Annotated in this window: 31 protein-coding genes; 26 read left to right on the top strand and 5 right to left on the bottom strand. The window is 60.2% G+C overall.

Translation table 11 applies throughout. The features are described from left to right. Positions 1–483: 483 nt before the first annotated feature. The 12 genes from C3Y91_RS31990 to C3Y91_RS31935 all read left to right on the top strand — a co-directional run bounded on the left by C3Y91_RS31990 (position 484) and on the right by C3Y91_RS31935 (position 10,997). Positions 484–1,437 carry a sugar ABC transporter substrate-binding protein gene (locus tag C3Y91_RS31990; RefSeq protein WP_027664441.1) on the top strand — a complete coding sequence of 318 codons (954 nt, stop codon included), beginning with the start codon at positions 484–486 and terminating at the stop codon, positions 1,435–1,437. A gap of 73 nt (positions 1,438–1,510) precedes the next feature. Further along, positions 1,511–2,623: an ABC transporter permease gene (locus tag C3Y91_RS31985; RefSeq protein ID WP_130767437.1), complete on the top strand. Its 1,113-nt coding sequence runs from the start codon at positions 1,511–1,513 to the stop codon at positions 2,621–2,623. Next, positions 2,623–3,402, top strand: a complete 780-nt coding sequence (locus tag C3Y91_RS31980; RefSeq protein WP_027664439.1) for an ATP-binding cassette domain-containing protein — start codon at positions 2,623–2,625, stop codon at positions 3,400–3,402. Before C3Y91_RS31985 ends, C3Y91_RS31980 begins: the two co-directional genes overlap by 1 nt. A 118-nt stretch (positions 3,403–3,520) precedes the next feature. Continuing rightward, positions 3,521–4,612 carry a Gfo/Idh/MocA family protein gene (locus C3Y91_RS31975; protein WP_130666397.1) on the top strand — a complete coding sequence of 364 codons (1,092 nt, stop codon included), beginning with the start codon at positions 3,521–3,523 and terminating at the stop codon, positions 4,610–4,612. 795 nt (positions 4,613–5,407) lie between these two features. Further along, complete coding sequence (locus tag C3Y91_RS31970; protein ID WP_130666399.1) at positions 5,408–5,740, top strand: Dabb family protein; 333 nt, start codon at positions 5,408–5,410, stop codon at positions 5,738–5,740. A 21-nt stretch (positions 5,741–5,761) separates the two neighbouring features. Continuing rightward, entirely contained in the window at positions 5,762–5,923 is a 162-nt protein-coding gene (locus C3Y91_RS31965; RefSeq protein WP_168576247.1) for a hypothetical protein, read from the top strand. Positions 5,924–6,004: 81 nt separating this feature from the next. After that, the gene (locus tag C3Y91_RS31960; RefSeq protein ID WP_027664436.1) at positions 6,005–6,289 is read left to right on the top strand and encodes a YciI family protein; all 285 of its coding nucleotides are present in this window, start codon (positions 6,005–6,007) and stop codon (positions 6,287–6,289) included. A 49-nt stretch (positions 6,290–6,338) separates the two neighbouring features. After that, complete coding sequence (locus tag C3Y91_RS31955) at positions 6,339–7,400, top strand: maleylacetate reductase (protein ID WP_168576246.1); 1,062 nt, start codon at positions 6,339–6,341, stop codon at positions 7,398–7,400. Between the two features lie 42 nt (positions 7,401–7,442). Then, a complete protein-coding gene (locus C3Y91_RS31950) occupies positions 7,443–8,357 on the top strand; it encodes an intradiol ring-cleavage dioxygenase (RefSeq protein ID WP_130683170.1) in 915 nt (304 codons plus the stop codon). Between the two features lie 2 nt (positions 8,358–8,359). Continuing rightward, complete coding sequence (locus tag C3Y91_RS31945) at positions 8,360–9,151, top strand: SDR family NAD(P)-dependent oxidoreductase (protein ID WP_168576245.1); 792 nt, start codon at positions 8,360–8,362, stop codon at positions 9,149–9,151. 40 nt (positions 9,152–9,191) lie between these two features. Further along, positions 9,192–9,989, top strand: coding sequence for an SDR family NAD(P)-dependent oxidoreductase (locus C3Y91_RS31940; protein ID WP_168576244.1), 798 nt, complete (start codon positions 9,192–9,194; stop codon positions 9,987–9,989). Positions 9,990–10,112: 123 nt separating this feature from the next. Beyond that, a complete protein-coding gene (locus C3Y91_RS31935; RefSeq protein WP_168576243.1) occupies positions 10,113–10,997 on the top strand; it encodes a sugar phosphate isomerase/epimerase family protein in 885 nt (294 codons plus the stop codon). A 725-nt stretch (positions 10,998–11,722) separates the two neighbouring features. On the opposite strand, the gene C3Y91_RS31930 is transcribed toward C3Y91_RS31935, so the two are convergent. The 4 genes from C3Y91_RS31930 to C3Y91_RS31915 all read right to left on the bottom strand — a co-directional run bounded on the left by C3Y91_RS31930 (position 11,723) and on the right by C3Y91_RS31915 (position 14,868). Continuing rightward, positions 11,723–12,424 (bottom strand): acid phosphatase, encoded by a 702-nt coding sequence (locus C3Y91_RS31930; RefSeq protein WP_168576242.1) that lies wholly within the window; start codon positions 12,422–12,424, stop codon positions 11,723–11,725. Positions 12,425–12,616: 192 nt separating this feature from the next. Next, positions 12,617–12,883 carry a biotin/lipoyl-binding protein gene (locus tag C3Y91_RS38265; RefSeq protein ID WP_168576241.1) on the bottom strand — a complete coding sequence of 89 codons (267 nt, stop codon included), beginning with the start codon at positions 12,881–12,883 and terminating at the stop codon, positions 12,617–12,619. Further along, complete coding sequence (locus C3Y91_RS31920; protein ID WP_168576240.1) at positions 12,884–14,215, bottom strand: ATP-binding protein; 1,332 nt, start codon at positions 14,213–14,215, stop codon at positions 12,884–12,886. Further along, a complete protein-coding gene (locus C3Y91_RS31915; protein ID WP_168576239.1) occupies positions 14,212–14,868 on the bottom strand; it encodes a response regulator in 657 nt (218 codons plus the stop codon). Before C3Y91_RS31915 ends, C3Y91_RS31920 begins: the two co-directional genes overlap by 4 nt. Positions 14,869–15,002: 134 nt before the next feature. Between C3Y91_RS31915 and C3Y91_RS31910 the strand changes: the two genes are divergently transcribed. The 13 genes from C3Y91_RS31910 (at position 15,003) to C3Y91_RS31850 (ending at position 25,491) form a co-directional block, all read left to right on the top strand. After that, the gene (locus C3Y91_RS31910; RefSeq protein ID WP_168576238.1) at positions 15,003–15,575 is read left to right on the top strand and encodes a hypothetical protein; all 573 of its coding nucleotides are present in this window, start codon (positions 15,003–15,005) and stop codon (positions 15,573–15,575) included. Positions 15,576–15,579: 4 nt separating this feature from the next. Continuing rightward, a complete protein-coding gene (locus C3Y91_RS31905; protein ID WP_130726400.1) occupies positions 15,580–16,242 on the top strand; it encodes an ABC transporter ATP-binding protein in 663 nt (220 codons plus the stop codon). Next, on the top strand, positions 16,235–16,918 hold the full coding sequence (locus C3Y91_RS31900) for an ABC transporter ATP-binding protein (RefSeq protein WP_130726399.1): 684 nt from the start codon (positions 16,235–16,237) through the stop codon (positions 16,916–16,918). The genes C3Y91_RS31905 and C3Y91_RS31900 overlap by 8 nt, the downstream gene beginning before the upstream one ends. Continuing rightward, the gene (locus tag C3Y91_RS31895; RefSeq protein WP_168576237.1) at positions 16,900–19,554 is read left to right on the top strand and encodes an ABC transporter permease; all 2,655 of its coding nucleotides are present in this window, start codon (positions 16,900–16,902) and stop codon (positions 19,552–19,554) included. Before C3Y91_RS31900 ends, C3Y91_RS31895 begins: the two co-directional genes overlap by 19 nt. A gap of 71 nt (positions 19,555–19,625) precedes the next feature. Continuing rightward, on the top strand, positions 19,626–19,877 hold the full coding sequence (locus C3Y91_RS31890; RefSeq protein WP_130726397.1) for a DUF1344 domain-containing protein: 252 nt from the start codon (positions 19,626–19,628) through the stop codon (positions 19,875–19,877). A gap of 247 nt (positions 19,878–20,124) precedes the next feature. Then, entirely contained in the window at positions 20,125–20,514 is a 390-nt protein-coding gene (locus C3Y91_RS31885) for a hypothetical protein (RefSeq protein ID WP_168576236.1), read from the top strand. A gap of 88 nt (positions 20,515–20,602) precedes the next feature. Then, on the top strand, positions 20,603–21,448 hold the full coding sequence (locus C3Y91_RS31880; protein ID WP_168576235.1) for a COG4705 family protein: 846 nt from the start codon (positions 20,603–20,605) through the stop codon (positions 21,446–21,448). A 200-nt stretch (positions 21,449–21,648) separates the two neighbouring features. Then, positions 21,649–22,116, top strand: a complete 468-nt coding sequence (locus tag C3Y91_RS31875; RefSeq protein WP_343227753.1) for a phosphatase PAP2 family protein — start codon at positions 21,649–21,651, stop codon at positions 22,114–22,116. 539 nt (positions 22,117–22,655) lie between these two features. Then, entirely contained in the window at positions 22,656–22,784 is a 129-nt protein-coding gene (locus C3Y91_RS38480; protein WP_281411386.1) for a hypothetical protein, read from the top strand. A 15-nt stretch (positions 22,785–22,799) separates the two neighbouring features. Beyond that, the gene (locus C3Y91_RS37685; protein ID WP_168576230.1) at positions 22,800–22,979 is read left to right on the top strand and encodes a nuclear transport factor 2 family protein; all 180 of its coding nucleotides are present in this window, start codon (positions 22,800–22,802) and stop codon (positions 22,977–22,979) included. 45 nt (positions 22,980–23,024) lie between these two features. Further along, the gene (locus tag C3Y91_RS31860; RefSeq protein ID WP_168576234.1) at positions 23,025–23,408 is read left to right on the top strand and encodes a nuclear transport factor 2 family protein; all 384 of its coding nucleotides are present in this window, start codon (positions 23,025–23,027) and stop codon (positions 23,406–23,408) included. A 385-nt stretch (positions 23,409–23,793) separates the two neighbouring features. After that, entirely contained in the window at positions 23,794–24,987 is a 1,194-nt protein-coding gene (locus C3Y91_RS31855; protein ID WP_168576233.1) for an ImmA/IrrE family metallo-endopeptidase, read from the top strand. 9 nt (positions 24,988–24,996) lie between these two features. After that, the gene (locus C3Y91_RS31850; RefSeq protein ID WP_168576232.1) at positions 24,997–25,491 is read left to right on the top strand and encodes a DUF4411 family protein; all 495 of its coding nucleotides are present in this window, start codon (positions 24,997–24,999) and stop codon (positions 25,489–25,491) included. A 171-nt stretch (positions 25,492–25,662) separates the two neighbouring features. On the opposite strand, the gene C3Y91_RS31845 is transcribed toward C3Y91_RS31850, so the two are convergent. Further along, positions 25,663–25,923 carry a helix-turn-helix domain-containing protein gene (locus tag C3Y91_RS31845; protein ID WP_075225900.1) on the bottom strand — a complete coding sequence of 87 codons (261 nt, stop codon included), beginning with the start codon at positions 25,921–25,923 and terminating at the stop codon, positions 25,663–25,665. 102 nt (positions 25,924–26,025) lie between these two features. Between C3Y91_RS31845 and C3Y91_RS31840 the strand changes: the two genes are divergently transcribed. Beyond that, positions 26,026–26,657: LysR family transcriptional regulator (locus C3Y91_RS31840; RefSeq protein WP_168576231.1), on the top strand; the 632-nt coding region annotated here is incomplete at its 3' end.

Genomic DNA, 26,657 nt, shown 5'->3' with positions numbered 1-26,657 from the left:
CGTCGCCGTTTGAAGCGCTTCAAGTCACCGCGACAGCTTTAGCGTTTCGTCCGGTCCATGATCCGATCGCCAACCTTTTCCGCATTCGCTGCTAGGATATTGCTTCAGTTCACCATCGAGAACTACGAGACGTGGCCATGCAGACTTGGCGCGGCATTATGCGCCTTCAAGCCGATTAACTCCCGCAAACATTTCACGTTCTTGGCCGGGGCTTGTTAACTTTACGATGCCGTTTGGTGAACTAGCGACATGCGGTACGGGCGATCCAGTCGCCTGGAAAGTCCCGCCAATGTCACGGCCGCCGGTACAATCACCGTAAGATTTTTGCAGCTACTGCAATACTGTTTTGTTCTGCCCCTGGTTCATCCCGAGTAGGCAAAAATGCATAACATGGGCTCGGGGTTGGAGGGAAGAAGACTGTGGTGCAATCGCACCGGGCCAGCCGCCAAGCCGACCGATCTCGGTCAACATGAGGAGGAAAATATGAACAATCGTGTATTAAAGGCGGCGTTGCTTGCCGGTTTGGCTGTCTCGGCCACTCTTGGCTTCGTCGGAACTGCCCTGGCGGATGGGGAGAAATACGTTCTCATCCATCATTCGCCCGACAGCGAGACGTTCTGGAACACCGTGAAGAACGGTGCCAGCCTGGCAGCAAAAGAAGTCGGCGCGACCGTGACCTTCCGCAACCCGCCGACCGGCGACCTGGCCGACATGGTGCGCATCATCCAGCAGACCACCGCCGAGAAGCCTGACGGGATCATCGTCACTATTCCCGATGTCGAGACGGTCGGGGGCGCCATCGAAGACGCGGTTGCCAAGGGCATCCCTGTTGTCACGATGAACACCGGTACGGCAGAAGAATCCAAGAAGCTCGGCGCCCTGCTTCATGTCGGACAGCCCGAATTCGACGCCGGCAAGGGAGCGGGTGAGCGCGCGAAGGCTGCGGGCATCACGTCGTTCCTCTGCGTCAACAGTCTCTTCCCCAACGTCGCAGGGCAGCAGCGTTGCGAGGGCTTCGCGGCCGGCCTGGGTGTGCCACTCGGCGGCCAGATGATCGACTCGGGCACCGACGCGACCGAAATCGCCAACCGTGTAAAGGCGTATCTTTCCAATCATGCGGATACGGGCGCCGTTCTGACCCTTGGGCCGATGACCGCCCTGCCTACCATCAAGGCGCTCAAGGATACCGGTTTGGCCGGCACGATCTTCTTCGCGACATTCGATCTCACGCCGGAGATCTCGCAGGCGATCAAGGATGGCGTCATCAACTTCGCCATCGACCAGCAGCCGTTCCTTCAGGGCTATCTGCCGGTGATCACCCTCACCAACGACCTTCGCTACGGCGTCCTGCAGGCGAACTCGGTGTTGTCCGGACCCGGCTTCGTGACGAAGGACAATCTGGCTCTCGTCCAGTCGCTTGCCGGCAAATACCGGTAAGCGGACGACCTCCCGGACGGAAGCGGCGATCGCCGCTTCCGTTTGGCCCTTACGAAAGTTTCAGGTGATCGCAATGAGCACGACAATCAGCGCTGACGAGCGCGTTAAACACACGTCAACTCTCCGGCGGGCGCTCGTCCGCCCCGAGCTTGGAGCCATGGGCGGCACCGTCGCGGTGTTCGCATTCTTCCTCATCCTTGCCGGCAACACGCAAATGTTTGCACTGGACGGGATCATGAACTGGAGCACCGTTTCGGCGCAATTCGTCGTCCTCGCGGTCGGAGTCTCACTGCTGATGATTACCGGCGAATTCGATCTCTCGCTCGGTTCGATGGTCGGCTTCTCCGGCATGATGTTCGGTCTGCTGGCTGTCTACGTCGGCTTGCCTGCGTGGGCGGCCATCGGCGTCACGGTACTGGCTTGCGGTCTGATCGGGGCGATCAATGGCCTGCTGGTCATCCGCACCGGCCTGCCATCGTTCATCGTCACGCTTGCCTTCATGTTCATCTTGCGCGGTATGACGATCTGGAGCGCTATCACCTTCAACAGGCAGCCGGTCGTGTCGGGGATTGCCGATATCTCCGCTGGCGATCCCATCGCCTGGCTCTTTGGCGGCAAGGCGCTTGGAGGGCTATTCTCATGGCTCGGCCAGCAGGGGTGGATTGCGACCTATACACGCGGCACCCGGATGGGACAGCCGATCGTTGACGGCATACCGATGTTGATCATCTGGGCTATCGTCATGGTGATCGTCGGTCAGTGGGTGCTCACAAGGACCAAGTTCGGCAACTGGATCTACGCTGCCGGCGGCGACCCGCAGGCTGCACGTTATATCGGCGTACCTGTCGCCCGCGTGAAGGTGGCGATGTTCATCGTTGCGGCGTTGTGCGCCACGCTCTTGGGAATTTCCCAGGCGGTGGAGTTCGGCTCGGCTGCCTCTGACCGGGGCATGATGAAGGAGTTCGAGGCAATCATTTGCGTGGTCATTGGGGGCGCCTTATTGACGGGCGGGTATGGCTCCGTCGTTGGCGCCGCGCTAGGAGCCGTCATCTTCGGCGTCGTGCAGCAGGGTCTGTTCTTCACGAATGTCGAGAGTTCCCTGTTCCGGGTATTCCTCGGATCGATCCTCCTCGCCGCCGTTATCGCCAACACTTACATCCGCCGCGCGATCACCGGAGAGCGATGATGTCCGCACCAATTCTTGAAATGACCGATATCCAGAAGCACTTCGGTCACATTATTGCTCTCTCGGGCGTGTCCTTCGATGTCAAGGCAGGCGAGTGTCACTGCCTGCTCGGCGACAATGGCGCGGGTAAGTCGACATTCATCAAGACGATGTCCGGTGTACACGCTCCCACGCACGGCGAGATGAAAATCCAAGGCGAGCCAGTCCACTTCACCAGCCCCCGGGCGGCGCTAGCGGCGGGAATCGCAACAGTCTACCAGGACCTGGCAATGATCCCGCTGATGAGCGTGAGCCGCAACTTCTGGCTTGGCCGTGAACCCGAAACCGGCTTTGGCCCGTTCAAGCGGATCGACTTCAAGAAGGCCGATGCAATCACGTTCGAACAGATGCGCGAAATGGGCATCAACCTGCGTGAGCCCGGACAATCCGTCGGGACGCTCTCGGGCGGCGAGCGCCAGACGGTGGCAATCGCTCGCGCGGTGTATTTCGGCGCCAAGGTCCTCATATTGGATGAACCGACATCCGCCCTGGGCGTGCGTCAGACGGCCAATGTCCTGTCGACCATCGACCGTGTGCGGAAGAAGGGGGTAGGGGTTGTGTTCATCACCCACAACGTCCGACATGCCCTTGCTGTCGGTGACCGCTTTACCGTCCTCAATCGCGGCAAGACCCTCGGCACGGCCGATCGCGGCCATATTTCCTCCGAGGAGCTTCAAAGCCTGATGGCAGGCGGGCAGGAGCTCGCCGAGCTCGAAGCCTCGCTCGGAAAGACGGTGTAGCGTTCCCGATCGAATGGCTCGGCCGTAGGGCACCATGCGGTCGAGACAATGCTGACGAGGTTGATGACATCGCTCGTCACCTCGTCGAGCGTGTTTCACCAAGGTTTGGGAGAAGGAAATGACCTACGCGATCGGCGAAAACGCCGAATTTGGTATCGCTTGCCTGGGTATCACGCACCCGCACAGCTCGGGACGCGTGAAGGCATTTCAGCGCATGCCCGGAGCTCGGCTGATGGGAGCGTACGACGACAGTCCGCTGCTCACCCCCTTCGTCGACGCTCTCGGGCTGGAAGCCAGAACAAAGGAAGCGATCCTGGCCGATCCCGGTGTCCACGCGGTCCTCGTGCATCCCAAGAGCCACAGCATGGCCGACCTGGCCATCGAGGCGCTTGAGGCCGGCAAGGCCGTGTTGTGCGAGAAGCCGGCGGGACGGGGGTCTGCGGATACCGCTCGGATCGTCGAGGTAGTCGAGCGGACGGGCGGACTGTTCCAGGTTGGCTACTGCTGGCGTTTTGCGCCTTCGGTGGACAAGATGCAGGAGGTTCTTTCGAGCGGCCGGCTGGGCAAGGTGCTGCAGGTGAGGGCGCATGCAGGCTGCTCGCACAATGAGGCCGCCACCCCGCACATGAACCAGCCCGGGGATATTGGCGGCGCGATGTTCGTTATTGCCTGCCACCTGATCGATCGCATTCTGCTCCACTTCGGCGTGCCCCAAAGCGTGAATGCCCGGATTACGAAATTCGCATCGACTTTCGGGAGCGACTCCCGCGAGGACGCCGGCGGCGCGATCCTCAATTATGCCGACAAGCTCGTCACCGTCGACTTCATGTCGTGGGATCCTCTGTCCTGGACCGAGAGCTGGGATCTTTCGGCCTATGGTACGGAGGGCATCATGCACTCTTGTCCCTTGCCCTCATCCTACAAGATCTATGACAGCGGCAGGAACGGGTTTCAGCAGGGTTGGACGGAGTGGCGTGAGACGAGCTTTCCGGAAATCTGGGCCACCAAGAAGACCGTGTACTCGCCGGAGATCGCCGAGATCGGCAACCCGATCTATTTCGACCGGGAGGCAGCAGCTTTCGTCGGGTCGCTGAGGTCTGGGTCGGCCTCGGCCGTTTCGGCGATACAGGCGCACAACGTGAACCACTTGCTCGAGGCCCTGTTCAAGTCGTCAGCTCTTTCCGGCGCCGACGTGGACGTCGCCGTCTGAGTCCAACTGTGCGAAACCCGGAGTCCCCGATCTCGGGTTTGTGTGGGCGCCAGGCATGGCGCGTAGCGCCGTGTTCGGCGTTGCCTTCTCAAATCGATTTCATGCCGATCTCCGGCGGAACGATGAAATGGGAAACCAACTTCGACTTCGTCTTGAAACCTCTCTAGTTCGCGACCTCCCAGGCGCTTTAGCGAGGCAGCAACCCTAGGACGGGCGTGCAGCCTCGCTTTCTTTTTGGCTGAGCGTGTTGCTCGAGGCCGGCAGCTCAGCCACCCGTGAAAGTACGTCTACCATTTAGCTCAGAACTGTCCCCCGGATAGAGCCGACCGTCACTAGCGTGAGCCGTAACTATCCAATTCCTCTCGGTGGGAAGATCCCCGCGCGCCGGATGCAGTAGGCATGCGCACCTGACCATTTGGTTTCCCTAACGGGCATTGACTTCGTGTCTGAGGTCGTCCCTAAGCGCCAAATCCATGAGTTGACCCCCCAACGGGCATTTCAGGTTCTCCGACAGGCGGCGGCCTGCAAAGTCGGTTTTGCTTTTTGCGCAGCGTGAGAAAGTGTTTCCCTGCTTACGGCCTTTTTCCCAAAGTTGGGGAAGCTAATTTCGATCTGCGGCGGAGGAACGGCCGTTGGGAGGAATTCCATGAGCTTCAATTGGGTTTGCCGGATCTGCCGCGAAGGGCCCGCCCAAGCGAGCGTTCAGCGCCCCGTAAATGGAAACGGGATTTCCAAAGACATCAACCGAGCCGCTCTTTCCGGCAGTTCGTAACTCCAAACTCAAGAAGAAGATCGATGATCAAACATATCGTCATGTGGGACGTCCGTGGAGACAGCGCCGAGGAGAAGCAAGCCGCCGCTTTCGACCTCAAGACAAAGTTCGAGAGCCTCCGTGGGGAAATCCCCGGCCTCCTTTTCCTTGAGGTCGGCATCGATTTTTCGCGTGTGGATTATGCCTGCGATGTCGTGCTCTATTCCGAATTCAAGGACGAAGCTTCCCTGGAGGGGTACACCTCCCATCCCGCGCATCTGCGGATCAGGGATTCCCTAAAGGACGTCCGGATCGCCCGACACCAGGTCGACTACTCCCCGCTCAAATGCGCCGGCGTGCGTGCAAACGCCGAGTGAGGTGTGAAGGTGGAGGAACCGATGACCACGACGATCACACAGTCCCAAGACCTCAAGCCGACGCCGACCCTGAATGTGCCGGGGCTTCGGAAGACCTACGCCGGCCGCGCTTTAAAGAGCGTCGACTTCGACCCGATGTCGGGCGAAATCACAGTCGGTTGTATCGCCCTCAGGACAATGTGAAGGATTGGTACCCGGCCAGCTTTCGACCCGCCACCACTCCTCCGAGCTGATATTCGAGGGAGAACGATGAAAGGAAAGTTCATGCTCTTTGCGGTTCATTGCCTCGACCACGCGGATGGCCTGCCGCGCCGCCAGGCGAACTACGACGCCCATAAAGCGTACCTCTCCGCAGGCACGGTAAAGACTGTAATTTCGGGGCCGCTTGTCGCCGCCGACGGCGAGACCATGATCGGGTCGCTCTTCGTCTTTGAGGCCGACCAGATCGACGACGTGATCGCGTTCAACAACAACGACCCGTTCGCCCATGCCAACGTCTGGCGCCAAGTGGACATCAACCCGTTCTTGAAGCGCGTCGACAATCGCTAAGAACGCAGGACCTCCGGTCCAATCGAGGCTGGGAATTCGAGGAACCGACATGCAGTCTTTCGTCTATAACGGCCAGCCGGCCAGAGTGATTTTCGGGTCGGGAACGCTGGCCCTGCTTCCCGCGGAAGTCGATCGCCTTGGGCTGAAGCGTGTTCTGGTCCTGGCGACGCCGCCACAGGCCGAGGATGCGGAGAAGCTGTCCGCGCTTCTTGGGGCGAGCTCGGTCGGGGTCTATTCCCGCGCCACGATGCACACGCCCGTCGACGTGACGGAGGACGCGATGAGGGTCGTGGCCGACACGAAGGTCGACGGCCTGATCGCGGTCGGCGGTGGATCGACGACTGGTTTGGCCAAAGCGATCGCGCTCCGGACCGACCTGCCTCAGATCGTCGCCCCGACCACATACGCGGGATCGGAAATGACGCCGATCCTGGGCGAGACCAGGGACGGGCAGAAGGTCACGCAGAGCAGCCCGAAGATTCTTCCGGAGGTCGTCATCTACGATGTGGACCTCACGCTCACCCTTCCCGTCGGCATGTCAGGCACCAGCGGCATGAACGCCATCGCCCATGCGGTCGAGGCTCTCTACGCGAAGGAGCGGAATCCGGTCGTGTCGCTGATGGCGCTGGAGGCGATCCGGGCCTTGGCACGATCGCTGCCGCTCATCCACGACGATCCAGCCGATCGCGACGCGCGGGCCGACGCGCTCTATGGCGCGTGGCTCTGCGGCATCTGTTTGGGTTCGGTCGGCATGGCCCTCCATCACAAGCTCTGCCACACGCTGGGCGGCTCGTTCGATTTGCCACATGCGGAGACCCACACCGTGGTCCTGCCGCACGCGCTCGCCTACAACGCGCCCGCCATCCCCGAGGTGATCGAAAAACTCCGGGACGTGCTTGGTCACCAGGACCCCGCTGCGGCGCTTTTCGAACTCGCGGGACGGATCGGCGCGCCGAGGTCTCTGAGAGAGATCGGCATGCAGGAACACGGTGTCGATGTGGCGACCGAGCGCGCACTGGCCAACCCGTACTGGAACCCCCAACCATTGGAGCGCGACGGCATCCGCGCGCTCCTCGCCCGCGCCTATGCGGGCGAGGCTCCGGCCATTTGATGGCGAGCAATTCGGGCCGAGGAGGATAGAAAATTGTCTGAGATGAGCCAAACCGAAAGGTCGAAGCCCAAGTATCCGTATTTCGAGGAAGAGACTTCGGTCGACGTCGTCAACGCGAGAATGGGGCCGGCCGTCGATCCACGCCTGCGCGAGGTCATGTCCGTTCTGGTGAAGCACCTCCACGCGGCGATCAAGGAAATCGAGCCCACGCACGAGGAATGGCTCCAGGGGATCAAGTTCCTCACCGAGGTCGGGCAGATGTGTTCGGATTGGCGTCAGGAGTTCATCCTGCTGTCTGACACTCTCGGCGTCTCGATGTTGGTCGATTCCATAAACCACCGTCGCCCCAACGGTGCGACGGAGAACACGATCCTCGGGCCGTTCTATGTTCCAGCGGCTCCGCGCTACGCCAACGGGACCAACATCTGCCTGGATGGCAAGGGCGAGCCGATGGTCGTGTGCGGACATGTCGTCGACACCGATGGCAAGCCGATCGCCGGCGCTCTCGTCGACGTCTGGCAAACCAATGACGACGGCTTCTATGACGTGCAGCAAAAGGACGTGCAACCCGACTGGAACCTCCGCGGCGTATTCACCACGGAAGGCGACGGCTCTTACTGGTACCGGGCGGTCAAACCCCGCTACTACCCAATCCCCGACGACGGTCCGGTGGGCAAACTGCTGGGTCACCTGGGCAGACATCCCAACCGAGCCGCGCATATCCACTTCATCGTGAGCGCGCCGGGCTATGACCCGGTCATCACCCACATCTTCACGCCGGACTGCCAGTTCCTTGCGGAAGACTCGGTTTTTGGCGTCAAGGACTCTCTCATAGCGGACTTTCAAAAGGTGACCGATCCGGCACGGGCGTACGAACTCGGATTCGAAAGCCCCTTCTGGTCGGTCGACTGGGATTTCGTCCTCGCCGCGAAAAAAGACACCGCGAAAGAGAAATGACGATGCCGCAACTCACCTTCGAACTTCCCGACACGGTCGTAGTGACCGGAGCGTCGTCCGGCCTTGGCCATGAACTTTGCAGCCTTCTCGTTGAGGCGGGAGTGGCCACGGTCGGCGTCGATCTTGCAGCCGCTCAGGACAACCTCGCCGCGCTCGCGGGATACCGTCACGTCGCGGGGGATGTCGCCGGAGAGGCGACGTGGGAGAAGGTCGTTGCCCGCCTGAGGTCTTCGGGCGCGAAACGCATCGGCCTCGTGACGTCTGCAGCCATCCTCGACGTCGGCACGATCTTGGAGGCCACACCTGCGATCATGTCCCGGGCGCTCAACGTCAACATCGTGGGCACTGCGCTGGCGATCAAATTTCTGCTGCCGCTGATGATCGAAGCCCATGACGGGACAATCGTGGTGGTGGCGAGCGTGAACGCCACCTTGGCGGAACAGCAACTCGGCATCTACAACGCCACGAAAGCAGCGGTGCGACAGTTAGCCCGGACGGTCGCGGTCGACCACTCGCGCAGCGGCGTCCGCGCCAACGTCCTCAGCCCCGGGCCAATGTTGGCCGGCCTCTTCAAACGCCACCTCGAATCCGCCACCGACAGCGACAGGTTCCTGGCGACGCGATCAGCGCGCCAGCACGGCGGCCGCATCCTGGAGGCGCGCGAAGTCGCCCAGGCCGCGATGTTCCTTTTGTCGAGTGGCTCGACGGCGGTCCTTGGCGCTGACCTCGTCGCCGACGGGGGGCTGACCACTAGCTTTGATTTCCGAACTGGGGAGGAAGGCGCTTCGATCTGACGCGCCCGCCATATTTGAAACGATCCTATGGGAGAGAGAAATGGAAACCGGACTCAAGGGTAAAATTGTTTTCATCACAGGTGCCGCCAACGGCATCGGTCGTGCGACCGCGGTGGCGTTCGCACGGGAAGGCGCAACGTTGGGCCTCGTAGACATCGACGAGAAGGCCTTGGCCGAGGTCAAGGTCGAAGTCGCCGCGGCGGGCGGAACGGCCCACACCGCAAAGGCGGACCTGTCCACCGGAACTGGCGTATCGGCGGGCCTGGACGAGTTGCTCAAGGCGACGGGCGGCGCGGTCGACGTGCTCGTGAACAATGTCGGCTCGGGCGCGATCCGCACCTTCGACCAGCTGACCGACGAGGAATGGGAGAAAACCTTCTCCCTCAATTTCATGAGCTATGTCCGGGCTACGCGGAAGCTGCTTCCGATCCTCCGCGAGCGGAAGGGTGTAATCGTCAACAACGGTTCCGATCTCGCCCGTCAGCCCGAGCCCGTGCCCATCGACTACTCGGCGTCGAAGGCCGCCGTGCTCGCCCTGACCAAGGGCCTCGCGCGCGCCGAGGGCAAGGCCGTGCGGGTCAACGCGGTCGCTCCGGGACCCATCTGGACCCCGTTCTGGACCAAGCCGGGTGGCTTCGCCGAGACGATGGGCGCGTTCCACAAGATGGAGCCGCAGGCGGCTGTCGAGCACGAAATGAAGCTGCGGCAGCTTCCCCTCGAACGCCTTGGGACGCCGGAGGAGGTCGCCAACGTGGTGGTCTTCCTCGCGTCCGACCTTGCCAGCTTCGTCACGTCGGCTGTTTGGGGCGTGGACGGCGGCAGCATCCGATCGATCTGACCCCATCATTGTATATCTATAGGATACAATGTTGATCTCCAGCGCGCAATTTATCGCGCCGGCGCTCCAGTATATAAAAAGGCAATTCAAACGCATGCGGCGCGTGGCCGCGGGAGTATGGCAATGACTGGGAAAAACGGCATCGAGTTGCTGGCGGCGTTCTTCACTCTCGGAGGCGACGTCTATCCGTTCGGTCCGACCGAAATCAGTCCGATCCCCTTCAAGGATCGCGTCGAGGCGGCCGCCAAGGTCGGCTACAAGGGCATGGGCCTGATCCACGCAGACGTTCAGGCGACGGCCGCCCAGATCGGTCTCAAGGAAATGAAGCGGATCGTCGACGACAACGACATCAAATACCTCGAGTACGAGTTCCTCTCCGGCTGGTATCTCGACGGCGAGCGCCGGGCGAAGTCGGACGTCATGCGGACGGAGATGCTTGAGGTGGCGCAGCGTCTCGGAGTCCGAAATCTCAAGATTGCTCCCGGCCTCGGAAGCGATCTCTACGCGCCGACCGAAGCGGAAATGACGCCCGACGTCGACCGCATGCGCGAGGCGTTCGCCGGAGTCTGCCGTGACGCCGCCGAGTACGGCGTCAGGGTGGTCATGGAGATCATGCCGTTCTCCAACGTCCGGACGCTGGAAGTGGCGCGTGCGATCGTGGAAGGTGCCGATCAGCCCAATGGCGGCTTGCTCATCGACATTTGGCACATGGCCCGCGGCGGCATCCCCTACAAGGACATCGAGAAGATTCCGTCCCGCTTCATCGGCTCGATCGAGCTGGACGACGCCGACGCCGATGTGAAGGGCCTCCTGTGGGAAGACACCATCTATCATCGGCGCCTGCCGGGCGAAGGCGTGCTCAAGCCGAAAGAATTCATCAAGGCCGTCCAGAACGCCGGCTACGAAGGTCCTTGGGGTGTCGAGATCATCAGCGAGACCTATCGCAAACTTCCGCTCGCCGAACAGGCGAAGCGCTCGTTCGAAACCACGATGGTCCAGTTCAAGTGACGTCCGAGGAAAACACGATGAAACACCCCACCGAAAAGCGGACGTTGTGGCTCTCCCAGGTCAGCAGCATGCCCTATCGAAAGCGCGTCGAACTCGCCCCCAAGAACACCTTCGGCTGGCTCAGCACCTCTCCAATGGACTACAAGAACACGCGGGGGGCTTGTCGAATAAGGACGTCCGTTGGATCGCCTCCAATAAACGGCGTCCGGCTGAGCTACCTTGATCCACTGACGAGCCGGGTTCGCGATGGCCTCAGGCGTTATAGCAGAAAGAGTTCCACTGAGCGGCTCTTGAACGGCTCAGCGCGATACAGATGCGCGTACTTCTCCCGGCTTGGAGTACGCTGCACCAATACCAGACTGGTGCTTTTTTGGTCATCTAACGAAGGGGCGGGGACAGCGAGCGTGCCTTGACGCGTCTAACGTACTAAAATTCCACGCGATGCACTCCGAGGCCGATGGTTCGATTCCCTTCAAGGCGAGGGATGGCGACAATGGTCGGCAGCGACTGAAATGTATCAAGTCGTTAGGTACTCAACGACGACTGCGCTGAAGCCACCAAAGGTAACCTCCGCGGGGTCTAGCCGCCGTTCGGCATAAATTGCCGGAAACGTTAATTGAAGGCAGTAAACTCTAACGCGAGGTCATCCAAGGGCGACCATGCCTGAAAGCATAGAACCGCCGGATTTCTCGCCGGCGGTTCAAATGGATGTTTGGTCAATCGGCTCAGACGTGGGGCAGACCAAGGACGGATCGAAGTTCCTCTTTGGCGGCTTCAAATTCAGCTTTGTAGTCGTCATGGGTGCGGATCGTTTCGGCAATGACGGTGCCGGCGATGCGGCCAGCCTCGACGTCCGAAGCATAGTGAATGCCGCCGACAATACGGTTATGACCATATTCCCACGCGCGTGCCATCAGCTCGGTCCTTTTCTCCGGCACCATGTTGGAAAGGACGATGCCCATCAGCGTGCCGACGGTGGTGTGACCCGACGGATAAGCACCCGACTTCGAGAGGGGGACAATCGGCTTGACCAGGTCGCTGTAGAGGTGAGGCCGCGGACGCTTCCAGAAATCTTTGGCCGGATCGACAACAGCGCCTTCTGTGGCGACGACGCGGTCGAAGAAGGCGGCGAACTTCGGCAGGTTTTCCTTGGTGAACTTGGGATTGTCGATCACATCGGCGAAGCGCCAGACATCTTCATCCGCATCGGCGACGGCACGTGCGGCCATCTCAGGTGTGCGGGTAACCTGGATCGTTAGTATTTCAGCGAGTTCGGCCTGCATCTGCGGCGAATTATTGGCGGGCGGTGTCGGCAACAGCGAAACGAGGTCGATTTCCTTGGCATCGGAAAATGGCTTGGCATCTTCTGCTAAAACGGAAGAAGCAAGGCCGATGACGAGGGCGAGCGACAGGGCTAGATTGCGCATGGTAACTCCTTTTGAACAGCGATGCCGACGCTAGCACCCCGATATTCCGCTCGTGTGACAGTAACTTCACCAATCCCTATGAAATGGAAACAGTGTGGCGCAAACCTCCGAGCCTTCTCGCTCTCACGCCACCGCGCGCTGCATTTCCTCATTCCGGTCAAGGAAGCCCTGATTCATCTCGCAATGCGGACATTACTCTTGGCGGAATATGCGCATGACCCGGTCTGTAAACGGCTTGACGAGAAAGGACAGCGGCGTACGCTCTTCTGTCTTGACGAAAACCTCGACGGGCATTCCCGGCTGCGCTTCATCGAGACGCAATAGGATGTCTCCCTTCTTCGCCTCGTCGCCGTTTTCGACCATGATTTGCGAGAGAATGCCTCCATCTCGGTGCTGGGTAATTTTGACTTGATCGGAAACGACTGCTTGTCCATTGGCGATGACGCTGGCATCAAACACCTAGGCCTTCATTGAGGCCATTCGTACAATGAGGCATGCAACAAGGCCGGGCCCGTCCTCGCGCATGGCAAGTGCGAGGCGCGCTCCTTGTCTTTCGGCTGCCGCCTTTGCGATCGCCAGCCCCAAGCCGCTCCCCTCGCTATCCTGAGGCCCGGCCCTGAAGAACCGTTCAAAGACGCGTGGCATCTCTTCGTCCGCGATGCCGGGGCCGGTGTCGCGGATTTCGATCCGTGCTTCTTGCCCGGCGGCAACCACCGCGACGTCGACCATCCCCCCAGGCGGCGTGTACCGAACGGCGTTCTCGACCAGATTGTCGAGGATGATTTCGAAATCGGCCAGCGCGCCAATCGTGATAGCGCCGTCTCGGCGCGTGATGCCCAGGTCAATCTGGCGGCTCTCCGCGAGCGGGGTCAGGCGCGCAACAGTGTCGAGGGCAAGCTGAACGAGGTCGATCGGCTGCGGCGCGGGCGCGGTCTCGTTGGCGTCGTAGCGCGCGAGGCGCAAGAGCTTGCTTACGAGGCTGGTTGCCCTACTAATTCCGGCTTCGAGTTCGGTCAAGCGCTGGGAAAATCGGCCATCCCGGTCGTCGTGCCGAAGGTTGTCGATCTGAATTTGCAGCGCCGAAAGTGGTGTGCGCAATTCATGGGCTGCATCTGAGGTAAACCGCCGCTGGCGCTCCAGCAATGCGCGGAGCCGCGCGAGTAGAAGATTGATCGAGCTCACGAAGGGAACGACTTCGGCAGGCACGTCGTCAGTCGGAACAGGGTCGTCTGCCCTGGCGTCTCGGGAGGCCACTGTGACGGCCAGACGATTGAGCCGGGCCATGATCCGATCGATGATCCAGCTCAATGTTAGCAATGACAATGGAATCAAAACGATGATCGGGAGCGCAGCCTGGAACGCTGCACTGGCCGCCAGCTCCTGCCGGACGCTCATATCCTGGGAAACCTGAACCGTTCGATATGGCGCGATCAGCGTATAGACACGCCACTTGTCGCTGCCGGTCGAAATGTCGGCGAACCCCGTGGACCGTTGCTGAGGGATATCAACGGCGGGGTGCGAAAGTCGCGACGGCTTGCCGGCTACATCCCAGACCTGGATGACGAAGTCGTCCTCGGGATCGTGCGGCACATCTCCAACCGGGCCACCCGCTGGCGCGGGAGGCGCGTCTCCGACATAGAGTGCGATCTGCCGCAGCTGATTGTCGAGGAAATCGGATGCCTCGTTCCTGACGAGGAAGTACGATGTTATCGCCGCGAAAACGCCGATGGTCGCCATTAACCCTGCGAGCCATATGAAAGCCGTGCGTCGGATCGAAATCGTGCCTTTCACTTGGCAACCATCCAGCCAGCTCCTCGGACGTTGCGTATGATATCCTTGTCAAACTTGCGCCGCACGTAATGGATGAGCACGTCGATCGCGTTGCTTTCCACCTCATCACCCCAACCATAGAGCCTTTCCTCGAGCTGACTGCGCGAGAGAATGGTTCCGGGACGATCCAGCAATGCCTGAACCAAGGCAAATTCGCGCGCTGGCAACACCTCGGTGCACCCGCGATATTTCACCTGATGACTCGATAGATCGAGCTCAATCTCGCTCGTGCAGAGGATCGAAACCGCGTGACCGCCGTGCCGGCGCAGGACCGCGCGCATGCGTGCGAGCAGTTCCTTGACCTCGAATGGCTTCACCAGATAGTCGTCGGCCCCGAGGTCGAGCCCCGCGACGCGATCATCGAGTTCGTCACGGGCGGTGATCACCAGGATTGGCCTCTTGTCGCCGGCCGTCCGCAGCGAACGCAGGATTTCCAGGCCCGAACGGCCGGGCAAGCCGAGGTCGAGCAACACAAGACCATGCCCGCCAACGGCGACGGCCTCGTCCCCGAGTTGCCCGTCACGTACCCAGTCTACCGACATGCCGGCATCATCGAGCGCTTGCACGAGGGCCCGACCGAGCATGACGTCATCTTCGATCACAAGAACACGCATGCTTCAAAGTAGCCTAAACGCGCACACCTGCAAAGATTCTGGTGCAGGCCGGCTGCATTGCGGCAGATCATCTAAGACCCTCCTAATTCTGCTGGCGTTCCATGCCTTCTCTAGTCCGCAGAGGAGCGTTAATCATGATCGTCCGCCATCGGATATCCATCGCACTAGCCGTGCTGCTCATGCTGTCGTCCGGTGCATTTTCTCCCGCTTTGGCCCAGGAGAAACTTGTTGCGCCCGAGACGAACCCACCGGGTGACATTCCGGACAATCAGGTCTTCGTTACCTACAACTCTCCTGACGGATTCGATCTAAAGGTGCCCGAGGGCTGGTCACGGACCGCGATCGACCATGGCGTTCGGTTCTTCGATAAATACGATCAGATAGACGCCACCCTCGGTACCGCGAGTGCTGCTCCAACGGCTTCTTCAGCCAAGGCTCACGAGATCATGGACCTCAAGGCAGCCGCACACGCCGTCAAAGTCACCGAGGTCAAGGATGTGAAGCTCGCGGCCGGACCGGCTATCCGCATCAGCTACCAGTCGAATTCCGCGCCAAACCCGGTCACGAACAAGCAGATCAGGCTCGAACACGAGCGCTTTATCCTGTTCAATAATGGCAAGACGGTCACCCTCGACCTTGCCGCTCCGGCCGGCGCGGATAACGTCGACCAATGGCAGCTGATCTCCAACTCCTTGCTGTGGAGGTGAGTTCATGTTCGCACTTGAGGCGACCGAACTTTACCGCTTCTTTCACGCCGGCGACGAAGAAGTCGTGGCTTTACGTGGGGTTGTCCTCACCCTCAATACAGGGGAATTTACCGCCTTGCGGGGCCCCTCTGGGAGCGGGAAATCGACGCTACTTGCCTGTCTTTCCGGGATCGATGAACCGGATGGCGGGATGGTGTCGGTCATGGGCGAGCGCATGACCCGACGCCCCGAACCAGAGCGGGCTCGGCTTAGGGCTCGTCATTTCGGCATGCTCATGCAGTCCGGCAATCTGTTCGATCATCTGACGGTGCGGGCCAACATCCGTCTCCAGATGGAGATTTCCGGCCGCGGCGCACCGGACGCAATCGACGGCCTTCTCGGGAGCCTCGGCCTTGACGACCTCGCCGGTGTCTTACCAGCTCACCTTTCAGGCGGCGAGGCAGCGCGCGCTGGCCTGGCCGTGGCGCTCGCAGCAAAGCCGTCAATCCTGCTGTGCGATGAGCCGACCGCCGAGGTTGATGCGGGAACCGAGCAGCTTGTCATCGATCGCCTCATCGAAAACTGCCGGAGCGGCGCTGCCGTCCTGGTCGTGACGCACAGCCGTCCGCTAGCCGCACGGGCCGACCGCATTATCGATATCCGGGATGGAGGCATCGTGCATGACTAAGACCTTGGCAGTGGCTACGGACCTGTGGCGCAGCTTCCAGCGCGAACGGGGCGTCGTGGCGGCCGTTCAAGGCTGCTCTTTCAAGATTAACGCCGGCGAAACAATCGCGATCATGGGACCTTCGGGTTGCGGAAAGACGACGCTTTTAAACCTGATCGCGGGACTGGACGTGCCAAGCTCAGGACGATTGGAATGGCCCGGGCTTGGGTCGTCCGACACATTGCGCCCTGAGCGGATCGGCGTCGTATTCCAATCTGCCAACCTGATGCCCGCACTCTCCGCCGTCGAGAACGTCGAGTTACCAATCCTTCTCAGCAACGGCTCCGAAGCCGAGGCGCGCGCGTTGGCAGCGCTTGCCGTTTTCGGAATCGAAACCCTGGCGTCGAAGCTTCCCGAGCAACTCTCCGGGGGCCAGGCCGACCGGATCGCGGTGGCCCGAGCCATTGTGACCAATCCGGAATTGATTGTCGCTGACGAGCCGACAGGCCAGCTCGACCAAGCTGGCGCCGCGATACTAGTCGATCGACTTCGCACCTGGGGTCGCCAGACCGGAAGCGCCATCATCATCGCCACGCATGATGAGCGCGTAGCTGCAAAGATGAGCCGCATCTGGTGGATGCGTCACGGCAAATTGGAAAGCATGGTTGAGAGGTCCCCATGTACGGGCACTGGTTGATCGGACTTATCCGGACCCGCTCCGGTCGCCTTGTCGGCACCATCGGCGGTGTGGCGCTGACAGTCGCCTTTATCGCTTGCCTGGGTGCGTTTTTGCAATACAGCGCGGCTGAGATGACGGCTCGGTCGGTCGCCCAGGTTCCCGTCGACTGGCAGGTCCAGACGCTTCCGGGGGCGGATCAGAGTGCGGTCGAGGCAGCGATCCGCTCTGCCGCCTCGGTTACCGGCTTGCAGTTGATCAACTATGCCGACGTACCAGGCTTTGAGGCGAACACGGGAGGCACCGTGCAGGCCACGGGTGGCGGCACGGTACTTGGCATCGGACCGGACTATTTCGATCAATTCCCCGCACAGGTTCGACGGCTCGTAGGATCGGTCGATGGCGTCCTGATAGCGCAGCAGACTGCCGCCAACCTGCATGTCGGGGTCGGGGATCAGGTCGTCATCCACCACCACCAAGCGCCGGATACCAGCGTGACGATCGCCGGTATCGTCGATTTGCCGAACGCCGATGCGATGTTTCAGGCGATCGGTGTCCCGGCTGGCGCCGCACCGCAAGCCCCGCCCGACAACGTTCTGCTGTTGCCGATGTCTCAGTGGCAGCAGGTGTTCGACCAGCAAGGCGCCAGTCGGCCCGATACCATTCGGACCGAGTTCCACGTCAGGCTCGATCATCATGATTTGCCCTTCGACCCGGTCGCTGCGAACACCTGGGCGACCGAGCGCGGTCACAATTTCGAGGCTCGCGTGGCTGGAACCGCGCTGCTCGCAAACAACCTGGCGGTCCGTTTGGAGGCAGTCCGTGAGGATGCCCTCTATGCTCGGCTGATTTTCCTATTCCTCGGCACCCCTGGCGCCGTCCTCGCCATCCTGCTGACGCTTGCCGTAGCAGGGGCTGGACGGGACAAGCGCCGCCGCGACCAGGCATTGTTGCGCTTGCGGGGAGCAACGGTCGATAGAGTTCTTCGCCTGGCTGCCGCTGAAGCGGCATTTGCGGGTGTCGGCGGTGCGATCCTCGGTATACTCCTTGCTGCTCTTGCCGCGAATTTCATCCTCGGGGTGTCGCTCTTGCGAAGCGCAGCGCTTCCTTTGCTCAGCACCATGGCGGTGGCCGGGATCGCACTTTCGCTCGCAGCGATCCTGATCCCTGCCTGGCGCGACGCCCGTAGCTTGAGCATTGCGGCCGCCCGGCGGCCAATCGGCAATGACCGGGCACCACTTTGGGCTCGCTTCTATCTTGATCTGGTGCTGCTGGCGCTCGCGGCGGCGCTCTACTGGCGTTCGGCAGCGAGCGGATACCAGGTCGTTCTCGCGCCGGAGGGCGTGGCGGCGACCGCGGTCGACTATACGGCCTTTCTCGCCCCGGTGTTGCTCTGGAATGGTCTGGCGCTATTTTCCATGCGGCTCGTCGGGTCCGGGTTGCGGCAAGGCCGGCCGGTGATCGCCAGGGGCTTGCGACCCGTCGCCGGACGTCTCGCGGATGTTGTGGCTGCGACATTTGCACGGCAAGGCCGGCGGCTGACTGCTGGCATCGGCCTGGCTGCGCTTGCTTTTGCCTTCGCCGCATCGACCGCGATTTTCAACGCGACTTATGAGGCCCAGGCACGGGTCGATGCCGAGCTCACCAACGGCGCCGACGTTACCGTCACGGGTACATCCGCCGAGCCCGCCTCCCGGACGCTCGACCGTCTTTCCAAGCTGCCGGGCGTGCTGGCCGTCCAGCCGATGCAACACCGATACGCTTATGTTGGGACGGACCTTCAGGATCTCTATGGCATCGATCCGACGCGCATCGGGACAGCCACGCCGATGTCCGACGCCTATTTCGCCAATGGTGCCGCCCTGGCGACGCTCGCCAATCTCGCGCGAACGCCCGATGGCGTGCTGGTATCGCAGGAAACGGTGAACGACTATCAGCTCAGTCGCGGCGACGGCATCAATATTCGCCTGCAAAACGCGGCCGATAACCAATACCATGCCGTGCCCTTCCACATCGTGGGCGTGGTGCGCGAATTCCCCACCGCACCCAAGGATTCGTTTCTGGTCGCCAACGCCACTTACATTGCGCAGCAGACAGGTTCCCCGGAAAGCGAGATCGTTCTCATCCGATCGAACGGCGATCCGGCCCGCATCGCTCGGGCCGCCCAAAGCGCGACTGCGAGCCTCCCTGGACTGAAGGTGAGCCAGATTGGTGATGCCGTCGCTTTGATCGGATCGAGTCTCACAGCGATCGACCTCGCCGGTTTGACGCGGCTTGAGCTGATCTTCGCGCTGGTCATGCTTGCCGCCTCGGGCGGATTGGTCCTTGGGCTGGGGTTGGCAGACCGTGAACGCTCCTTCGCCATCCTCGTCGCGCTGGGTGCCAAGCCGCGGCAGCTTGGCGCCTTTGTTTGGAGCGAGGCTGCATTGGTGGTCGGCGGCGGCATGTTTCTCGGCCTCTTGACCGGAGTGCTCATAGCCTATGTGCTCGTCAAGCTGCTGACCGGGGTATTTGACCCGCCACCCGAGGCGCTTTCGTCGCCTTGGGGCTATCTCGCTGCCCTCGTCATCACCGCAACCAGCGCTGCTCTCCTGGCCGCGACGAGCGAGGCGATGCGCAGCCGGGTACACGTCACCGAGAAGTTGAGAGGCGAATAAGCATCGGCCGCGCCGCGCTGCCTTGCGAAAAATTCTACAGATTGAGGGCTGAAACCAGGAAGGAGAAAGTAATGAAACCACAAATGCTTATGGCCGCAATACTGGCGCTGGCACTGATGGGCACGGCATTCGCTGCCCAGACGTCCGGCACGATCACCGCGATCAGCAAGAAGGCCGATACGATCACGTTGTCGGACGGCAAGAACTATACCCTGCCCGAAGGGATCGAAGATACCAACCTTCGCGTCGGTGAGAAGGTTCAGCTAACCTTCGCGATCAAGGACGGCAAGGCGGTCGTCTCTCACCTGACCCCGGAGAAGTGAGGCTTGCGGCGGCCGGCGACAACCTGGCCGCCGCTTTCGCGCGCGATTGCGACCGATTGATAACGTGTCGGGCCCACACCGGCATCGGCGCTAATTCTCCGCTAATAGTCTCTGCGTAGTTATGTCGGTCAAAGCAAGCGCCAATGGGAAGGCGGCGAGCGTGCCGGGGGCGTCCGCGAGGCGCAGTCGATCACCGCCGAAGGACGATGCAGGCGTGACGCGTTTCCAGAAGTTAAGGGATTTTCGAATGAGACAGATTTTTCTCGCCATCGCGCTCATTATTGCTCCGGTGACGGCTTTCACGGGTTTTGAACTCTATGCCAACAATGCGCCCGCCAAAACGAAGGACCTAGGTGATCTCAAATCGTTCAAGACCATCGTTGCCGACGTTCAGGCCCTCGCTTCCAAGGGTGATCTGACGGCGGCCGCAAAGCGGATTACGGACTACGAGACGGCATGGGATCAGGCCGAAAGCGCAATCCGTCCGCTGAATCCGAACGAATGGAACAACATTGACGCTGCCTCCGATGCCGCGCTCAAGGCGCTACGCCAATCGGCCCCGTCGGCCGACAACGTCAACAAGACGCTCGCCACCCTTGTGGCGGTTCTCAATCATCCGCCCCAGTCATCTCAGTAGGCCGACGGCGAACCGTTGTTCCACGCCCTTCCCACCGCACGCGCCGCTTAACCGCAGACGTTTCATCGCCCATTCAAGGATACTCGCAATGCCCGCTACGACAGAAACCGCCAAGGCTGTTGTCTGCAATCGCGTTCCTCGTGTCACGGCCGACTTCTGGCTCATCAAACTGATGGCCGTCACCATGGGCGAAACGGCGGCCGATTATCTCAACATGCAAATGGGCCTGGGACTGACGGCGACATCGCTGATCATGTCGGCAATTCTCGCCGGCGCACTGGTTTGGCAATTTGCGCAGAAGAAGTATGTTCCTGCCACCTATTGGCTTTCGGTGGTGCTGATCAGCATCGTTGGCACGTTGATTACCGACAATCTAGTCGACAACTTCAAGGTACCGCTGCTGGATACGACCATCGCATTCTCGATCGCCTTGGCGCTGACTTTCCTACTCTGGTTCCAGACGGAGCGTACGCTTTCAATCCACTCCATATTCACCAATCGACGCGAGGCCTTCTATTGGCTCGCCATTCTGTTCACCTTTGCGCTCGGCACGGCGGCGGGCGATCTGGTCGCCGAGAAGTTCGCGCTGGGTTATCTGGCGACCGGCGTTCTATTCGGGATGATGATCATCTCGCTCAGTGTCGGCTACTTCTTCCTCGGTCTCAACCCGATACTCGGCTTCTGGCTGGTCTACATCCTGACCAGGCCTCTGGGCGCTTCGTTCGGCGATCTGATGTCTCAGCCCGTGCAATATGGTGGCCTAGGCCTCGGCACAATCATAACGAGCGCAATCTTCCTTGCCGCGATCGTCACGATCGTCGCCTTCATGAGCCTGCGGCACGGAGGCGACGAATTGGTCGTCGTCGGTCAAGATGGGAAGCTGCTGGCGGTGGGTGAAGGCAAAAAGCTGATTGCCGCCAACGACGAATTCTGAAGCGGTCGCCTCCGCATTTCGGGCATCACCGGCCCGGGGCGACATTCTTTGCTGTCGCCGTTTTCGCGGCTGTCACTCTTGCTGGAAATGTTTTTCATCCGAGTGCAGGTGGAGATCTAACCAATATCTAAGCGTCAGTTGACTGATCCAGAATCGATGTAGAGCCTTCGGGGCTGCAAGGGTTGAACTGGAGTGTGACAATGTATGAACTCGACGTAGCTGTAACACGCGCCATCAATGGATTAGCGGGACATAGCGCTGCGATCGACTACTTGATGGTCTGGGTCTCCGGTATCGGCGTCCCGGTAATGGTGATGGCGGTAGCCCTGCAATGGTGGCGCGGGTCTGATAGGACGCATATACGGCATGTCCTCGTGGCGGCAGGCTTCTCGTTCTTGCTGGGACTCGCCCTCAACCAACTCATTCTTCTCTTTATCCACCGGGCTCGTCCCTATGACAACGGCGTAACAGACCTGTTGATCGAACGGAGCGCCGACTTTTCGTTTCCCTCCGATGATGCGACGGCGACCTTTGCGATTGCGGCCGCTTTTCTCCTTCACGGCGCCCGACGCGCCGGATTTGCTTTCCTGGCGGCGGCCTGCCTGGCACCTTCTCCCGGATCTATATCGGGACCCACTACGCCGGAGACGTCTTCGGCGGAGCACTGACGGGTGTCATCGCAGCACTCATAGTCCTTGCAATATATCGCGAAGGCACCAAAGCCGACCGCCTGATCACTCGAATCTTTTAGGCTACCGGTAATGCTCGCGTCATTTCTCTCATCGGTGATCCATTGGCTGAGCGCGCATCCCCACATCGGGGGCCGGCACGGTTGAGGACCGGGAAACCGACATGAAGCTCGAGGATAGAGAGCAGACCCCGCTTTGGGTGGGTTCGATCAGCGACGAGCGGATCTACAGACCGTTATCTCTGGTTACAGCGGTCTCGACACAGCCTGACTTCACCGGGCCACGGGAAGCGCTGGCGCGATCGCTTCGGGAAGGACAAAGATCGGCTTCGACATCTTCCGTTTTGAAGATGGCAAGATCGTTGAGCATTGGGACAATTTGCAGGAGACTCCGGCTGCTGCAAATCCGAGCGGTAACACCATGATCGATGGCCCAACCGAGCCGACCGATCTGCCCAAGACCGAGGAAAACAAGACCCTCGTGCTCAGCTTCGTCGACACATTCTCGTCAATGGCCGCATGGAAAGGCTGACCGGCTATTTCGACGGCGACAACTACGTCCAGCACAACCCGCAAATTGCAAATGGCCTTTCCGGTCTCGGCGCTGCGCTCGAAGCCATGGCCGCTAATGGCGTGACCATGAAATAGGACACCATCCATCAGGTGCTGGGCGAGGGCAATTTTGTGCTGACGGTCAGCGAAGGCACCTTCGGCGGTGCACCGACCGCCTTCTATGACCTGTTCCGTGTTGAGAATGGTAAGATCGCCGAACATTGGGACGTGATCGAGACCATCCCGGCACTGGCCGACTGGAAGAACCAGAACGGCAAGTTTGGGTTCTGATATCAAGAGGGGCGCGAAAGCGTCCCTTTCTACATGGAGGACTGCATGACCGACTTAGAGCGCAACAAAGCCAACGTGATCGCCTTCTATGAGCTGATGTTCAACGACTGCAAGCCGCGTGAGGCCATCGAGCTTTATGCCGGGGCTGACTACATCCAGCACAATCCTCATGTCGCAACTGGCAAGGCCGGGTTCATCGACTATTTCGAGCGCATGGCGCGGGAATGGCCGGGCAAGCGGGTTGATGTAAAACAGTCCATTGCCGAAGGTGACCGGGTTGTGCTGCACTGCTTCCAGCACTGGCCCAATGACCATGACTATGCCGGTATCGATATTTTCCGGCTCGATGATGACGGCAAGATCGTAGAGCATTGGGACGTGCTGCAGGTCATTCCCGAACACTCAGCCAATCCGAACGGCATGTTCTAGGCTGCTCTGATCCCTGTGCCGCAAGGCGTTCCATAAATCGGTGTTACGCCGCGCCGATGACATCATGGGTTTGAGGCTCGGATCTCTTCAAGAGCAATGTGTGAACTTTTTGCTCCAGTGGCGCGAGACGAAGATATTCCCTCCTTTGAGAATCGTGCAGGACAGAGCCAGAAGTTCGCTGACAGAGAACGCGTTTGGATCCGGCTTTCCCCGCGCATAAGAGCCCGCCGGTAGGTCTCCGCAATGCCGACATCATTCCGGTAATCGTTTCCGGCCATAGTGTGCAGGTCGGTCTTGGGCACAACTTGACGAAACCCTATATCCTTCGCAACGATTGCATGGTCGAATGAAACGAAGTATGCGCTTGCCCGAACAGAGGTGAAAGGTGCCAAAGGTCAACCCATTGATTCTGCGTTGGGCACGCGAGACTGCGGGGCTCACTGTAGAAGATGCTGCTGACAAGCTCGGAATTGGCGATGCACGCGGTATTGCGGGCAGCGATCGCCTTGCCATGCTTGAAGACGGACAGGTTGAGCCGACCCGCCCGCAGTTGATCAAAATGTCGACACAGTACCGTCGGCCGCTGCTCACCTTCTTTCTTGCTGAACCGCCGGCAACCGCGGCGCGTGGCGAAGATTTCCGGACGCTTCCCGACGAATATGCACAACGCGATGCAGCCCTCGTCGATACGCTACTTCGCGAGGTCCGTGCTCGCCAAGAAATGGTGCGGTCATTGCTGGAGAGTGAGGAGGAGGCCGAACCGCTCGATTTCGTTGCTTCCTATGACTATCGCCGCGGAGCAGAGGGTCTGGCTGCGGCGATCAGCGAACGTTTGGGTTTCAATCTCCAGTCTTTCCGATCCGGCAGTGGTCGAGGCACCTCCCGTGGCTTCGCCTACCTTCGCGAACGCGCCGAGGGAACAGGCATTTTCGTGCTGTTGATTGGCAATCTCGGCAGTCACCACAGTGCGCTCAATGTCGAGCTATTCAGAGGCTTCGCGCTTTCGGACAAGGTTGCGCCCTTCGTGGTGATCAATGACCAGGACAGCGAGCAGGCATGGTCGTTCACGTTGCTGCACGAGCTTGCCCATATCTGGCTCGGCCAGACGGGGGTGAGCGGAGGCCGGCCGACATCTGCCATTGAAACTTTCTGCAACGATGTGGCGGGTCGTATCCTGCTGCCTTCGGCCGAGATCGCAGGCGAGGTTGCGTTGCGAGGTGCGTCCCAGGACGTTGTGATGGCGCGGGTTAGCGAAATCGCGGAGCTGCGGCAGGTCAGCCATTCTATGGTTGCTTACAAGCTCTATCGCGAAGGGATCATCGACCATGCAGTGTGGTCGTCGGTGACGGCTGTCTTCCGCCAGCAATGGCTGAACAACAAGGCGGCTCAAAGAGCACGCGCGCGCGAAAATGAAAGTGGACCGAGTTACTATCTCGTCCGCCGCCATAGGCTTGGCAATCGCCTGCTGAGCCTTTCGAAACGGATGCTGGCGGACGGGGCCCTGTCGCCTTCCAAAGCCGCGGCGATTCTTGGCGTGAAGCCGAACAACGTGTTCTCGCTGACCGATGGCGTGATTTAAGGGGGTCGCGTGCATCTTCTCGACGCGAACGTCCTCATTACAGCGCACAAACTCTACTATCCGATTCAGCGTGTTCCTGAGTTTTGGGATTGGCTCGTGCATATGGGCGAGATTGGCGCGCTGAAAATCCCGGTCGAAATCTTGGAAGAGATCACCGAAGGGTCGGAACTGGCGCAATGGCTGAAAGACGGCGACAATTACGATGCGCTCAAGCTGGATGAGGACGTCAATCCAGCCCTTGTTCAGATAGTCATCGAAAAATATGCACCCGACCTCAATGATGCAGAGATCATCGAGGTCGGCCGCGACCCATTCCTGATTGCCCATGCCTTGGCCCATCGGCTGGATCGAATTGTCGTTACTGTCGAGGCATCAAAGCCGAGCACGAAACGGGCAAACCGCCGTATACCGGACGTCTGCAATGATCTGGAAGTGCGCTGGTGCAACAGCTTCCAGATGCTAACGGAGCTAAACTTTAGGACGGGTTGGCGCTCTGCGCCTTGATCAATCCTATTTGGAGTGATCATCTGTTCCAACTAGCTGCTTACAGCTTGGAGCTTCAATCACATCAGTTAGTTAGCTCAAAGACGGAGGATGCCGAAAGTTCGAGTCCTTTCAAGGCGGCCAATTTTGTATCCGGCGAGCTAAGGGACAACGCTTTGTCTCCCAGGGATTTCACACTGAACGGCGGCCCCGACGCAAATTCTCGGGTTCTTGCTCACCCATCGCGGGTTCGGCGAAAAGCTCAAGAATCTCGCAGCCGAGAACGCTCGCGATTTTTCCGAGAGAATCGATCCCGAGGTTCACCCGCTTCCGCTCGATTTGAGAAATTGAGACGCGCTCTAATCCCGCTTCGAGCGCTAGGCGCTCTTGAGACAACCCGCGTTTAACTCGAAGTTTCTTCACATTCCAAGCTAGCAGATCACGGGGCGTCATCTGCCCACCTGATCATTACGATGAAAATTAAATAACTGGCTATTCTATACGAAAAACGATATTCTCGCCTGAAGACGGCACGAAGATCGAAAGAAAATCTGCATGGAACTACGCCAGATCTCCTATTTCGTCGCGGTGGCCGAGGAACTGCATTTCGGCCGGGCAGCCGCCAAGGTGCGCATCGCCCAGCCGGCGCTCAGCAATCATGTGCAGGCGCTGGAGCGGGAGCTCGGCTGTGCGCTGTTCATCCGCTCGACCAGACGGGTGGAACTGACCAGGGCAGGGGAGATCTTCCACGAACGCTGCGTCGGGATCCTGAGCGAGGTCGATCTTTCCGCCGAGATCACCAGGGCGGTGGCCGGCAAGACGATCCGGCAGATCAGGATCGGCACCGTCTATCCGGCCACCACCGGCGTGCTGCCGGCGTTTCTGGCAAAGATCGCCCGCAAGTACCCGGATATCCGCATCCATATATCAAGCGGCAATACCGGCGACATCATCCGCGGCCTGGAGAACGGCCAGATCAATCTCGGCTTCATCAGACCGGTGGAAAACATCGGCTCGTTGCGCTTCGCCTCGATCGCCCATGAGCGTTATCTGCTGGCGGTGGCGAGGAGCAACCGGCTGGCGGAGCAGGCGGAGATCGCCATCGACGACCTGCGCTCGGAAAGGATCATCGCCTTCAATCGCAAGAACCTCTCCTACACAGAGCGGTACTTCAACGAGAAGTTCGA

Source organism: Rhizobium ruizarguesonis, assembly GCF_012349115.1.
GTDB lineage: Bacteria > Pseudomonadota > Alphaproteobacteria > Rhizobiales > Rhizobiaceae > Rhizobium > Rhizobium ruizarguesonis.
Note: the sequence above shows the minus strand (reverse complement) of the source record. Positions and strands in the feature narration are given on the sequence as shown.

Bases quoted from the DNA above. Each gene is read 5' to 3' on its own strand.
- C3Y91_RS31980 (WP_027664439.1), top strand. From the start codon at position 2,623: ATGTCCGCACCAATTCTTGAAATGACCGATATCCAGAAGCACTTCGGT.
- C3Y91_RS31945 (WP_168576245.1), top strand. From the start codon at position 8,360: ATGCCGCAACTCACCTTCGAACTTCCCGACACGGTCGTAGTGACCGGA.
- C3Y91_RS31990 (WP_027664441.1), top strand. From the start codon at position 484: ATGAACAATCGTGTATTAAAGGCGGCGTTGCTTGCCGGTTTGGCTGTC.
- C3Y91_RS31950 (WP_130683170.1), top strand. From the start codon at position 7,443: ATGAGCCAAACCGAAAGGTCGAAGCCCAAGTATCCGTATTTCGAGGAA.
- C3Y91_RS31900 (WP_130726399.1), top strand. From the start codon at position 16,235: ATGACTAAGACCTTGGCAGTGGCTACGGACCTGTGGCGCAGCTTCCAG.
- C3Y91_RS31875 (WP_343227753.1), top strand. From the start codon at position 21,649: ATGTATGAACTCGACGTAGCTGTAACACGCGCCATCAATGGATTAGCG.
- C3Y91_RS31935 (WP_168576243.1), top strand. From the start codon at position 10,113: ATGACTGGGAAAAACGGCATCGAGTTGCTGGCGGCGTTCTTCACTCTC.
- C3Y91_RS31960 (WP_027664436.1), top strand. From the start codon at position 6,005: ATGCTCTTTGCGGTTCATTGCCTCGACCACGCGGATGGCCTGCCGCGC.
- C3Y91_RS31975 (WP_130666397.1), top strand. From the start codon at position 3,521: ATGACCTACGCGATCGGCGAAAACGCCGAATTTGGTATCGCTTGCCTG.
- C3Y91_RS31930 (WP_168576242.1), bottom strand. From the start codon at position 12,424: ATGCGCAATCTAGCCCTGTCGCTCGCCCTCGTCATCGGCCTTGCTTCT.
- C3Y91_RS31905 (WP_130726400.1), top strand. From the start codon at position 15,580: ATGTTCGCACTTGAGGCGACCGAACTTTACCGCTTCTTTCACGCCGGC.
- C3Y91_RS31880 (WP_168576235.1), top strand. From the start codon at position 20,603: ATGCCCGCTACGACAGAAACCGCCAAGGCTGTTGTCTGCAATCGCGTT.
- C3Y91_RS31890 (WP_130726397.1), top strand. From the start codon at position 19,626: ATGAAACCACAAATGCTTATGGCCGCAATACTGGCGCTGGCACTGATG.
- C3Y91_RS31915 (WP_168576239.1), bottom strand. From the start codon at position 14,868: ATGCGTGTTCTTGTGATCGAAGATGACGTCATGCTCGGTCGGGCCCTC.
- C3Y91_RS38480 (WP_281411386.1), top strand. From the start codon at position 22,656: ATGGAAAGGCTGACCGGCTATTTCGACGGCGACAACTACGTCCAGCAC.
- C3Y91_RS31955 (WP_168576246.1), top strand. From the start codon at position 6,339: ATGCAGTCTTTCGTCTATAACGGCCAGCCGGCCAGAGTGATTTTCGGG.
- C3Y91_RS31910 (WP_168576238.1), top strand. From the start codon at position 15,003: ATGATCGTCCGCCATCGGATATCCATCGCACTAGCCGTGCTGCTCATG.
- C3Y91_RS31895 (WP_168576237.1), top strand. From the start codon at position 16,900: ATGTACGGGCACTGGTTGATCGGACTTATCCGGACCCGCTCCGGTCGC.
- C3Y91_RS31885 (WP_168576236.1), top strand. From the start codon at position 20,125: ATGAGACAGATTTTTCTCGCCATCGCGCTCATTATTGCTCCGGTGACG.
- C3Y91_RS31985 (WP_130767437.1), top strand. From the start codon at position 1,511: ATGAGCACGACAATCAGCGCTGACGAGCGCGTTAAACACACGTCAACT.
- C3Y91_RS31940 (WP_168576244.1), top strand. From the start codon at position 9,192: ATGGAAACCGGACTCAAGGGTAAAATTGTTTTCATCACAGGTGCCGCC.
- C3Y91_RS31860 (WP_168576234.1), top strand. From the start codon at position 23,025: ATGACCGACTTAGAGCGCAACAAAGCCAACGTGATCGCCTTCTATGAG.
- C3Y91_RS31965 (WP_168576247.1), top strand. From the start codon at position 5,762: ATGACCACGACGATCACACAGTCCCAAGACCTCAAGCCGACGCCGACC.
- C3Y91_RS31845 (WP_075225900.1), bottom strand. From the start codon at position 25,923: ATGACGCCCCGTGATCTGCTAGCTTGGAATGTGAAGAAACTTCGAGTT.
- C3Y91_RS31970 (WP_130666399.1), top strand. From the start codon at position 5,408: ATGATCAAACATATCGTCATGTGGGACGTCCGTGGAGACAGCGCCGAG.